8 protein-coding genes are annotated in these 11,135 nt (G+C 61.7%); 4 read left to right on the top strand and 4 right to left on the bottom strand.

The annotated features are described in order from the left end of the window. Nucleotides 1-925: 925 nt before the first annotated feature. Nucleotides 926-1,963: a hypothetical protein gene (locus ACMNI9_RS07695; protein WP_418831462.1), complete on the bottom strand. Its 1,038-nt coding sequence runs from the start codon at nt 1,961-1,963 to the stop codon at nt 926-928. Beyond that, nucleotides 1,960-2,574, bottom strand: coding sequence for an iron-sulfur cluster assembly scaffold protein (locus ACMNI9_RS07690; protein WP_225749733.1), 615 nt, complete (start codon nt 2,572-2,574; stop codon nt 1,960-1,962). The genes ACMNI9_RS07695 and ACMNI9_RS07690 overlap by 4 nt, the downstream gene beginning before the upstream one ends. Nucleotides 2,575-2,734: 160 nt before the next feature. Here ACMNI9_RS07690 and ACMNI9_RS07685 point away from each other — a divergent pair, with 160 nt between their 5' ends. The 3 genes from ACMNI9_RS07685 to ACMNI9_RS07675 are packed head-to-tail and all read left to right on the top strand — an operon-like array spanning nt 2,735 to nt 6,713. Further along, a complete protein-coding gene (locus tag ACMNI9_RS07685) occupies nt 2,735-4,324 on the top strand; it encodes a response regulator transcription factor (RefSeq protein WP_231088252.1) in 1,590 nt (529 codons plus the stop codon). A 48-nt stretch (nt 4,325-4,372) separates the two neighbouring features. Then, nucleotides 4,373-5,584, top strand: a complete 1,212-nt coding sequence (locus ACMNI9_RS07680; RefSeq protein ID WP_225749731.1) for a 4Fe-4S binding protein — start codon at nt 4,373-4,375, stop codon at nt 5,582-5,584. Nucleotides 5,585-5,642: 58 nt separating this feature from the next. Then, nucleotides 5,643-6,713, top strand: coding sequence for a threonine aldolase family protein (locus tag ACMNI9_RS07675; protein WP_418831460.1), 1,071 nt, complete (start codon nt 5,643-5,645; stop codon nt 6,711-6,713). 161 nt (nt 6,714-6,874) lie between these two features. On the opposite strand, the gene ACMNI9_RS07670 is transcribed toward ACMNI9_RS07675, so the two are convergent. Continuing rightward, nucleotides 6,875-8,059: a pyridoxal phosphate-dependent aminotransferase gene (locus ACMNI9_RS07670; protein WP_225749729.1), complete on the bottom strand. Its 1,185-nt coding sequence runs from the start codon at nt 8,057-8,059 to the stop codon at nt 6,875-6,877. Between the two features lie 291 nt (nt 8,060-8,350). On the opposite strand from ACMNI9_RS07670, the gene ACMNI9_RS07665 reads away from it, so the two are divergent. Then, nucleotides 8,351-9,271 carry a DMT family transporter gene (locus ACMNI9_RS07665; RefSeq protein ID WP_225749728.1) on the top strand — a complete coding sequence of 307 codons (921 nt, stop codon included), beginning with the start codon at nt 8,351-8,353 and terminating at the stop codon, nt 9,269-9,271. Here ACMNI9_RS07665 and ACMNI9_RS07660 read toward each other — a convergent pair. Next, nucleotides 9,225-10,523: a hypothetical protein gene (locus ACMNI9_RS07660; RefSeq protein ID WP_225749727.1), complete on the bottom strand. Its 1,299-nt coding sequence runs from the start codon at nt 10,521-10,523 to the stop codon at nt 9,225-9,227. The two genes, ACMNI9_RS07665 and ACMNI9_RS07660, sit on opposite strands and share 47 nt — an antisense overlap. Nucleotides 10,524-11,135: the final 612 nt, after the last annotated feature.

Raw genomic sequence — 11,135 nt, 5'->3', positions numbered from 1 at the left:
CGCTCGAAATGACGTACGCTAAGTTCGGCTGGGACGAAAAGCTGGGCTGCCCGACGAAGGATTGCCTGGACTACTACGGCATGGCCGACGTCAAGGAAGAACTTGCCGGCTTGAACTTGCTGCCGTAACGCCATTTCGCATACGGGCACCTTGGCGCAAGCCAGATGCCCGTACCCCTCTCCCCCTCCCTCCAAGCACGAGGCCCCGGAATTGCTCCGGGGCCTCGCTGTGTAACAGGGTAGCGGGAATGGCAGATGAGGGGCGGTGGAAAAGTTGGGCGCGAGGGGGGCTGAGACAATCCCGAACGCCCGCAAAACCGAATGAAGCCGCTTTTTCATCCGCACTTCAAATGTGACCACGCCTTTTACCGGCGCGCCGTTCGTGCGGGCGCCCTCGAGGTTCTCCGTTTTTGCCACAGGCCCCGATTTGCGCCCACGCTGCTGCGGGGGGATCGCATCCCGCACAGGGCGCGCATCCCGCATGGGGCACGCATCCCGCACGGGGCGCGCATCCGCAAGCCCCGCGCCCCCCTTCGCCCCGTTGCGCACGAAAAACCGCCATCGCTGGCAGGTTTTGACGGTTTGAGGTCGTTGTCGAAGTGCGATGAGAGGCATCCGAACACCTAGCAATTTTCTATTGATTTTTGACCTGGTGCAACGCAAGATCGCTCTATTACCGCCAAAAGCAAGAAGCCTTCCGACGACCCCAAACCGTCAAAACCTGCCAGCGATGGCGGTTTTTCGTGCGCAAGGCCATGGGGAGGAGCCGACGTGAACCAGCCTGCGCAAGGCTATAGGGAGGGGCCGACGTGAACCCGGCTGCGCGAGGCTCCGCAGCCCGCCCCAAGTCGCCCGCAGCCGGGTTCACGTCGGCGGCAGGCGCGGCGGCAACGGCGCATCGCCGCCGGGCCGGCCCGCAAAGCGAGCTACACGTTCATGTAGCGCTCGACGGAAGCCCACTCGGCAAGAGAGCCCGCGTATGTGGGCGTAAGGTACTCGGTCGAGAAGTAGTACACGTCGCCGTTCGATGCGCGCGTCTGCTGAACATCGGGATAGAGGCCCGATTCGCGCACCTCGTCCCATGCTCGGTCAATCTCCTCGTCAGTCAACCGAAACGGCGGGTTCTTCAAGCTCGATGCAGGCAGCGGACGCGGGTAGACGCGGGATTCCTCGCGAACGCAATCCACGAACGTCACCACGTTGTTGTCCTCGGCCGCCAAAAACGCCCAGTGCGCAAACGTGTCGGTCATGCGGCCGCTGTCGTACAGATAGTAGCTGCGCGCTCCCACCAAAGCCACGATCCCGGTACAATCGACCACGCGCTCGACGGGCTCCGGGTCTTCGTCGGTCGGAACCAAAACCCACTCCCCTTCAAGCTCGACCAGCCGATAACCTGCGGGAATGTTCAAATTGGCGAAGGGGCTGCGATCGTCTTGCACAGAAGGCTCCGAAGCAGCCACTTCGTCCAGATCGACGGCAGCATCAACAACCTCGAGATTGCCGGCATCGACAACCTCGAGCACGGCGTCATCCAACGCCGGCAAACAGGCGCAATCCACGGAAGCGGCGCCGTCCGGCTCCTCGACAGGCGCGGGCGCCACAATCGCAGGAGGAACCCCCACTGCGCGCGTGGCGCTTCGATACACAACGGCAGGTTCGTCCTCGCTCGCCTGCTCCTGAGCAGCAGCTTGCTGGTCTTCAAGGTACTCGTACACGAACATCTCGAATTCGTCCGCCGTCATATGGGCAGGAACCAACTCCAGGTCAACCCAGCGCGTCGGTTCGACCAACTGGCTGTCGGACGACTGCTCTCGCACGTCGTCGAACACGGCCGCAAGCGCATTGCGCTCGGCAAGCTCCAACGCAACCGCTTCTTGATCGATAACTTCTTCAGCCGCTTCACAATCGCAGGGCGCATCCTGAAGATCGGCGCCCGCCGACAGCGTATCCTGCACCTCGCTCATGCCCTCACGCCCGCTTTCGCCAACGCCTCGCTCACCTGCAAGTCAATGCGCGAATCGCGCAGCGAGCAGTGCTCGCACAGCATGCACGTGACCGAATATTCGTCGCACGGCAGTTCGCGATTCAGCCGATCCAGCGTCGCCCCTTGGCGGATGAGCCAGTCGCCGACCAAAGCGCGCACGCCCTCCACGGCGAACACCGGCGTATGAGCCTTGTCCCACGGAACGCCGTCGAGCGCTTCCTTCACGTCCTCGGCAGACACGGCAAGCGCTTCGTCAAAGGTCTTCCCTTCGATCATAGAGCAGACCACGCTCGCGCACGCCGTCATGGCAAGGCAGCCGCGCGTCTTGAACCCTACGCGCGCAAGCGTTCCCGTTGCCGGATCGACCACAGCGAACAGCCTCAACGCGACCTCGCCGCGCTTGGACTTCCCCACCATGCTCTGCGCGTTGAAACCCTCGGGCGCGCCGCCGTTGCTGAAGTTCGCCACCACGGCAAGCAGGGTATCGGAATACCCCGACACCCCGTCGTCGATAATCGTCTGGTACACATCGGCGGTGCGGATAACCGCCCGCTCGTTCGGCTCGAGGTATACGTCTCTCGTATCTCCCACGACCCCGCCTCCTTAGCCTCAAGCACCCGTTACAAACCTGAATAGAACACTGTGCTATGATGAGCCTCGACGCAAGGCTTCCGTACCCTCTTTGGGGATAATTTGCAAGAAAGGCCTTGTTATCAGGAATATCAACGGATCGCTTCGGGGGAGGGCACGGTTGGACGATCGGTTGCACGATGCTGCAGGAGAAGCTGATCAGCATGACGAGGTGTCGCTGTTCGCCCCGGCACCGCTCGAAGGCGAGCAGGAAGACGGCGCTCGCAATGAATTTCGGAAATTCTCGCCTTTGCTGCCCTCGATCGTGGGCTTGGCATTCGGTCGCGCCGGCCTGATCGTAGCAAGCTACGGAAGCTACACCAGCACCGATGCGGGCATGCTCACCGACGGAGCCATGCTGGTGGCGCTCGCTTTCCTGGGCGTGTTCTTCTTGTACATCGCCATTACGAAGCGAAGGGTAAAGAAGTCGTTTACCAACGCGCTCGTGCACGTCTGCATCTTCTTCGAAGCCGTCGGCCTTGCAGCTCTGGGCGCGTTCGAAATGTTCGGCGTGCAAAGCTGGGAAGCCCATTTCGCCATGAGCACCTTGTGCACCCTTGCGTCGTCGGGGGCCATTTTCTACTGGCTGCTGCGAGCGCGCGGGGCGGCAACCATCACGGCCGCCGTGTACGTGTTCGCCGCGCTCATCCTCAGCGAAATTGAAATCTATCTGTGCACGCTCATGCCCATCGCCCTGGGAAACCTGGTGGCGTGCGCCCTCGCTCTAGCGCAATACCCCTGCATCCGCTGGGCACGCAAGCAGGCGCTTGCTCACGACATCCGCTCCATTACGCTTCCTAGCGACTACTTCGGATTTGCAAAGAGCATGCTGACCAGCAAGCGATTCCTCATAGCTACCGCTATCGGCGTCGGGTGCCTGGCCGTAGTCGACGGCATGCTGCGCGGATACCCCAACGGCCAGCCCATATCGTTTACGCCCGTTACGCGGTTCATCGAATTCCTGGTAGTCGTAGGCATCAGCGGCACTATCGTTTTCCTGGTTGCGAAGCGGCATCAGCGCATCATGACCGTGGGGATTTTCGTGCTGATGGAACTGCTGGCATGCCTGGCGCTGATCTGCTATGCGGCGTTTCCGGATGCGCTGGACATCGGCGCCATCTTCACCACCACGCTCAACGCGCTCATGGTGGCATTCAGCTGGTACATCATCATCGCGTTCATGAGCTGCGGCTGGCGCGACCCGTACTACTACGCCATCGCAGGCTGGATGGTGTGCTGGGGGTGCCGCGCCGTCACGCGCGTGGCCCTGATCGAGTTCTACGAGCTGTCCGCCAACGACATGCTCATGTGCGCCGTCATGGGAACGGCTATCGTGCTGTCAACCCAGGTGGTCCTCACGCAGTTCTTAAGCGTTGCCCAACTGGAAAACGAGAAGGAAGACAAGCGGAAAGAGAAGCAGCAAAGCGTGCTGTCGAAGATCATGGGCCTCGACGAGCACGAAACGCTTGCCGACATGCGCCAAGCGTCCATGCAGCACAACGCCGAAGAGATAGGCAAACAGTTCATGCTCTCCGAACGAGAGGTGGAGGTACTGGCCCTGTACGCGCTAGGATTCACGCAAAAGCGCGTTGCCGAAGAGCTCTTCATCAGCCCCGGCACAACGCATGCGCATATCAAGCGCATCTACGCGAAGACGGGCCTGCACTCTCGTCAGGAGATTTTGGACTACATGCAGCACTACACGTCGTAGCGCCCGTGCAACGGCGTTGCGAAACCGCGCAAGCAAGGGGGACGCGCCATGCCGAACGTTATAGATGTTGCGCAGCGGATTGTCGACCGGCCGCCACTGGCGGTGCTGACGAGCGGACGCTGCCTTTCCGAGCGCGACCTGCACGCCAGTTGCACGACCTGCGCTGACGCTTGCCCCACGGGAGCAGCACGCGTAGAAGCGGGAACCTGCGGCGCCAGGGAATACGAATCCATCGGCAAAGACGCCGCTTCCGGCCCGCGCATCGATCTGCAAAGCTGTGCGTACTGCGGAGCGTGCGTGACTGCCTGCCCCGTTGATGCGCTGATCGCAATCTCCCCGCACGATGACGACACGCTGCTCGCAGCGTGCGCAGCGGCGGGATCCGCCGCCCGAGAGCAAGCCCAAGCAGAGCAGCGTGCAGCGTGCGAATACGGCGAAGCGGACGATCCGCCGTTCGCCCCAAACCCCGCAACGATGGGATTCGCCTGCGTGCGCGGCGCAGAGAACCTGGGGCTCGACGTCGAACGCACCCTGATTCTTCCTTGCTTGGCCTGGGTGGACGCTGCACTCATCCTGCATGCTGCATGCGCTGGCGCACAGCGCGTTTTCCTCCTGAGCGCTCCTTGCGCCTCCTGCGAACATCGTCAGGCCGTGACGCGGCTTCCCCAGGCCGCCCTGGACGCCCAGCGCATCGCCCATATCTGGGGCATCGATCTAACAACATGCGCATGCGAGGAAGCCGAAAGCCTGGCGGACGCACAGAGCCCCGCCGGGCAGCTTTCGCGGCGCGATCTGCTTTCGCAGGCGCGCTCGACGTTGGCAGATGCGGCAGCCGAAGCGCTGCCAACCCCTGTAAAATCGCTGGTCAACCCGCACCGCGCCGCAACGGACCCCGAACCCGATCGCCGACGTTGGCAGTTGCTCGACGACCTGCACGGCTTCGGGCTGCCCGCCAACAACCCCGTTGTGCCGCGCAGCCTTGCACCGCGCTTGAGCATCGACGTCGACCACTGCTCGGGATGCACGCTGTGCGCCCAGTTCTGCCCCACCGGCGCGCTGCGCAAGGCCGGCAAGGCGGCGGGCGGCGGCACGGTGCTCGAATTCGACGCTCCCCTTTGCCGCGATTGCGGGGTCTGCGCCGAAACTTGCCGCTACGGTGCGCTATCATGCGAGGAAACCCTAACGGCAACCGAGCTGTTCGCGCTCGAGCCGCATCGGATCATCGTCCCGAAAAGACGCGTACTGCCAAGTCGCCGCTGAACTGCGGAACGGGCAAAGCCGTGCGCTCTCCCAGCAAGAAAGGACCCGAACGCACGCCATGCTTCACTTCGACAGCGATTACATGGAGGGGGCTCACCCGGCCATCCTCGAACGTCTTGCAGCCACCAACCTCGACCAAACGCCCGGCTACGGCACCGACGACTACTGCGCAGCGGCGCGCGACCTGGTGCGAACCGCTTGCAACGCACCCGAAGCATCGGTGCACTTCCTGGTTGGGGGCACGCAGACGAACGCAGTGGCGCTCGACCAGCTGCTGCGCCCCTGGGAAGGCGTGATCTCGGCCGACACCGGACACATCCACACGCATGAAGCAGGCGCCGTGGAAGCCTGCGGCCACAAGGTGCTCGCGCTGCCGCACCATAACGGCAAGCTGCATGCCAACGACGTGCGCAACCTGTGCGAGACGTACTGGAACGACGCCAACCACGAGCACATGGTAGCGCCGGGCGTGGTGTACGTATCGCACCCCACCGAGTACGGCACGGTGTACGCCTTGCCCGAGCTGGAAGACCTTGCCGCCGTGTGCCACGACTTCGGCATGCGCCTGTTCTTGGACGGCGCGCGCCTTGGCTACGGGCTGGCCGCCGTTGGATCGGACGTCACCCTGCGCGATATCGCGCGCCTGTGCGACGCGTTCTACATCGGCGGGACCAAGGTGGGAGCGCTGTTCGGAGAAGCCGTCGTGTTCTCGCGCCCGGCATCCCAGGAGAACCTGGCCGCGTTCGGGCATCCGCTGGACGAGCGCTTCTTCACGCTGGTCAAGAAGCGCGGGGCCCTGCTGGCGAAGGGGCGCGTGCTGGGCATTCAGTTCGCTACGCTCTTCGAGGAGGACAAGGACGAGCTTCGCTACGAAGCGATGGGGCGCCACGCCGTCGATCTGGCGCAGCGCATCGCCCAAGGATTCCGCAGCAAGGGCTACCAGCTAGCCATCGATTCACCCACGAACCAGCAGTTCGTAATCCTCGACGACGCCACGCGCGATCGCCTGGCACGCGACGTCTCGTTCGGATTCTGGGAGCGCACGCCCGACGGTCGCACCGTCGTTCGCTTCGCAACCAGCTGGGCAACCAGGCCCGAAGCCGTAGACCAGCTGCTGGAACTGCTGTAAGAAAGGGGGCGCTCCGAGACGAATCCTCGCCCCGGAGCGCCCCCTGAAGATCGGAAGACGAAACAAGCGCCGCTGCGCTTCGATGCCAACGGAACACGACGGCATTCGCCAGCATCGAAAAACCCGGCAAGCCGAAGCTTCACCAAGCTGCACGACAGGTCCTAGCCGTGATACGACTCCATGAGCGCCTTGAACGCCGGCATGCTGTTCACGATGGTTTCGCGCGCGATGCAATAGCTGATGCGCACCCAGCCGCCCACGCCGAAGCTGTCGGACGGCACGATCAGCAGCTCGTGCTCCTTGGCGCGATCGCTGAACGCCTGCGCATCGTCTTCCAGCGCGCGCACCCACAGGTAGAACGCGCCCTGCGGCTCCACGTATTCGTACCCCAGCGCGCTCAGGCCGTCGGTCAGAAGCTTGCGGTTCTCGGCATACGCCTCCACGTCGCTCGGCTGGTCCACGCATGCGGCAATCACGCGCTGGAACAGCACCGGAGCGCAAATGTAGCCGAGCGCGCGACCCGCCCCGGCCACGGCGGCGAACACGCGGTCCGCGTCGTCCATGGCGTCGGACACGAACACGTACCCGATGCGCTCGCCCGGAAGCGAAAGCGACTTCGAGTACGAATAGCACACGATGGTGCGCGCGTACAAAGACGGCACGTAGGGGACCTCGATGCCCTCGTAGACGATTTCGCGGTAGGGCTCGTCGCTGATCAGGAACAGCTCGCGACCCAGTTCAGCCTCTTTCTCGGTCAGGAGCTTCGCAAGCGCCTCCAGGTTCGCGCGCGAGTACACGGCGCCCACGGGGTTGTTCGGCGTGTTGATGATAACGGCGCTGGTCTTGGGGCCGATGGCCGCCGCCAAGGCATCGATGTCAAGCTGAAAATCGGGCACGTGCGCGGGAACCTCTACGCACGCGCAGCCAGCCGTTTCGATCCACACCTTGTATTCCGGGAAGAAGGGGCTGATCACGATAACCTCGTCACCCGGCTGCGTGACGGCCGACAGGGATATGGCGATGGAGGCCGCCGCGCCCACGGTCATGTAAATGTGCTCAGCCGAAGCGGGCACGTCGAAGCGGCGGCGGATGCTCTCGGCGATGGTGGCGCGCACCTCGGGCACGCCGGCGGCAGGCGAGTAGCCATGAAGCGACACGGCTGGCTGATCGAGCAGTTCGAGCGCAGCCTGCTTCACCGCGTCGGGCGCGGGGACGCTCGGGTTTCCAATGCTGAAGTCGAACACGTTGTCGGCGCCGATTTCAGCCTTGCGCACCAGCCCGTACGCGAACAGCTCGCGAATCGCCGACGGCTCGTTCCCCAGCCCGTACATCCTCTCGTTCACCATGACGTCATCACTTCCCTTGTCTCGCATTGTTTTCGGACAAGAGTAGCACAACGTCATGCGCGCGAGGCGTCTTCGCACGCAAACGGCAGGTCATCGATGCGCGGAGCTTCACGTGCAAACCGGCTGCACTGCACGCACGCTCGAAAAGCAGCCTTCCTCCAACAGCGCCGCTTTCGCTTCCGCAACCAAACCAGCCCTGAAACAAGTCCGACCGTTCCGGCGGCAATCCGAAACGCGCTTGCGAGCGATGCGCGCTTTCGCATCCGATGAAGTCGTGTCACACTAACGCGTATGAAATCTTCGTACGTGAAACTCATCGCCTCGCTGATCCTATTCGGCTCGAACGGCATCATTGCCGCCCACATCACGCTGCCAAGCGATGCCATCGTTTTGCTGCGCACCCTTATAGGGAGCGCTTTGATGGTGTGCGTCCTGATTGCCGCCCGACGCTTGCCCGCCTGCTTGCCCAAAGGAGCCGACCTTGTGTACCTGGCAGCGTCAGGCGCAGCCATGGGTGCAAGCTGGATTTTTCTGTACGAGGCGTATCGCCTGGTAGGCGTTGGAATCTCGTCGCTCGCCTATTACTGCGCTCCCATTATGGTAATGATACTTTCCCCGTTTCTCTTCAAGGAACGGCTTACGTTTTCCAACGTGGTAGGATTCTGCACCGTGCTTGTTGGAGCCGTCTTGGTGAACGCGCAAACGCTTGACGGCGGCGGTTCCGCTTGGGGCATGTTCTGCGGATGGATGTCGGCTATCATGCACGCCGCCATGGTGATCTTCAGCAAGAAAGCCGACCGCGTGGACGGCGTCGCAAGCTCCGCCCTTCAACTGGTGACCAGCTTCTTTCTTGTGCTTTTGTTCATGGCTTGGAAAGGCGATCTGGGATTTCGCATAGCACCCGATGAATGGGGTTGGATTCTTACGTTGGGCTTGATCAACACAGGGCTCGGGTGCTACCTGTACTTTTCTTCTTTCGGCGGCGTTTCCGCGCAAACCGTAGCGGTGCTGGGCTACCTCGAGCCGCTTTCTGCCGTGATTCTAGCCGCCGCCTTGCTGCACGAATCGCTCGCGCCCATCCAGGTTGTCGGCGGTGCGCTCATCTTGGGAGGCGCGCTGTTCAGCGAAAGCTTCGCACGCGCTCGGCTCAAGTCGCGTCCCTCAATCACTCGCGCTGCCCCGGCTCTTCGAAAGCCGCCTCGCCAAGGCTGACGATCTTTTCACGCAGCTCCGGGCATGCTTGGAACACGAACGCTCGTCCCCGCTGCTCCCGTACAAGGTACCGCTTCTGCTCAAGCTCCAGAAAATCGCCCCGAGCCGTTGCATACGCCACACGAAACGTACGCTGATGAGGCCCGATGCGCAACAGGGCGTCGGGTTCTTTGCACAAGGTCGCAAGAATGGAGCGCTGACGGTAATTCAAATCGGCGCCGAACATGCGGCCGATCAGGTCGCTAAGCCGCTGGAACTGCTCGACCGACGCTTCCAGTTTGTCAAGCTCCGCTAAGTACAGCTTGACGTACGTGGAGAAATAGGACGTGAAATCGAAACCGAACCCGTAATCGACCGACCAGTTGGTAAACAGCGCTTTCATGCGCGGCGTGTTCAACTCCCCGAAGGGGTAGTATCCCACGGGAAGCCAGCTCAGCACCGGATAGCCCCACTTGATGGCCATGATGTTCCTGAGCAAAACGCCCACCAGCGAGTTCAGGCAGGGAAACACGTCGAAGTTCCAAAAGAACCAGGACACGTTGATTATGCGCAGCACGGGACCGAACCGGAACTCGTCGTCGTCAAGCCGGGCGCGGCGGCATACGGCGTCGATCGCGGCTGCCGAGGTGGGCGGCGCAATGCGTTCGTCGAGCGGGCACACTTCGCCCCTGCGCGGCACGTTGCGAACGTCGACCCCTTCGGTTAATCGATAGTACAGCGTTTCGACCAGTCCGTACGTGATATCGCGCTCGGCAAGCAGGTCGGCGTCGCTGCTCACTTCAAAGTAGTTGCTGATCACACGGTCAAGATCACTGCGCAGCGGACCGCCTAGGAATATCTCGTGTATCCGATCGTCGGATACCTGCGCGCCCTCCGTTTCCAGAACCCGAGCAAGCGTGCGCTCGATGTAGCGCGTGACAAACGGAGATCCTTTCAAGGACGCAAGCGCCTTGTCCAGCGGAAAGCCCGCCATGCACCGCATCTCCAACATCTTCGAGTCGAAGGCCATGGCGCTTGTGGTTATGAACCAGCAATCGGCCTCGCGATACGGATCGTCGGGAACGAATATGGCAACCTGCTTGCGAATGGCAGTCAAGATCAACCAAATCTCGTCTTTCGTGTACCCCTCCGGGAGCTCGTATTGATCGAGATCTTCGAACAGCAGCAACCCTCTGTCGATAACGCTGCGCAGTCGATAGAAGCATTCGTTGTTCATAAGCTCTACGATATCCTCGGTCGCACATCGTCCCATGCCGCCTCCATCCGGTTGCTATCAACTTGAAGCAACTATACTATCAATTATCAATATAGTAAGTATCAATTTCTTATATATTGATAATCAGTAGCCAAGGAACTATAGTATATGTAAGGCGGGAACGTTGGAAACACCCATTCGTTGCCGTTGGCACCTCCTTGTATGGGCTGTTTTCATAAATTCCAGCCTGAGCGGATCCGCGACAATCCGCGCTCCAAGAAGCCCCGCCTTTAAACAGGACCCTTGCCAGGGTCCTGTTCTTTTTGGCAGCACGTCTCTTCGCCGTTGGACCCCATTGGCATACGTTTGACCGCACCCGAGAGAAGGTTTGGCCCAGAACGCGTGCCGTCTTGGTCGAATATCAGAGTGGGGTTTTCGCAAGCTGAATTCCGGTTTGCGCGCCTTGCGAGAAAGCTGCCTAAATCGCACCCGGTCAACTTGATGTCGCTTGATTCCGATTTGGCGCTCCTCAAGCGCAAGGCCCTCTAGCAAACAGCATTTGACCAAGCGAGAAGCTTTCGCTGCAAAACCGATTCCGCCGAACGCAGGCAAGCGGCGGGCGTGCGAAGCGGATATGGGAGCGGGTTCGCGCGGGACGCGGGTTTGCAC

Origin of the sequence: Paraeggerthella sp. (assembly GCF_048427265.1) — a bacterium.
In the GTDB taxonomy this organism is placed as follows: Bacteria; Actinomycetota; Coriobacteriia; order Coriobacteriales; family Eggerthellaceae; genus Paraeggerthella; species Paraeggerthella hominis.
The sequence above is the reverse complement of the archived record's forward strand: the minus strand, read 5'-3'. Positions and strand labels throughout refer to the sequence as shown.

What these genes read in the sequence shown, in the direction of transcription:
- ACMNI9_RS07695 (WP_418831462.1), bottom strand. Translation starts at nt 1,963, where the DNA reads ATGAGCGAGGTGCAGGATACGCTGTCGGCGGGCGCCGATCTTCAGGAT.
- ACMNI9_RS07680 (WP_225749731.1), top strand. Translation starts at nt 4,373, where the DNA reads ATGCCGAACGTTATAGATGTTGCGCAGCGGATTGTCGACCGGCCGCCA.
- ACMNI9_RS07675 (WP_418831460.1), top strand. Translation starts at nt 5,643, where the DNA reads ATGCTTCACTTCGACAGCGATTACATGGAGGGGGCTCACCCGGCCATC.
- ACMNI9_RS07670 (WP_225749729.1), bottom strand. Translation starts at nt 8,059, where the DNA reads ATGGTGAACGAGAGGATGTACGGGCTGGGGAACGAGCCGTCGGCGATT.
- ACMNI9_RS07665 (WP_225749728.1), top strand. Translation starts at nt 8,351, where the DNA reads ATGAAATCTTCGTACGTGAAACTCATCGCCTCGCTGATCCTATTCGGC.
- ACMNI9_RS07660 (WP_225749727.1), bottom strand. Translation starts at nt 10,523, where the DNA reads ATGGGACGATGTGCGACCGAGGATATCGTAGAGCTTATGAACAACGAA.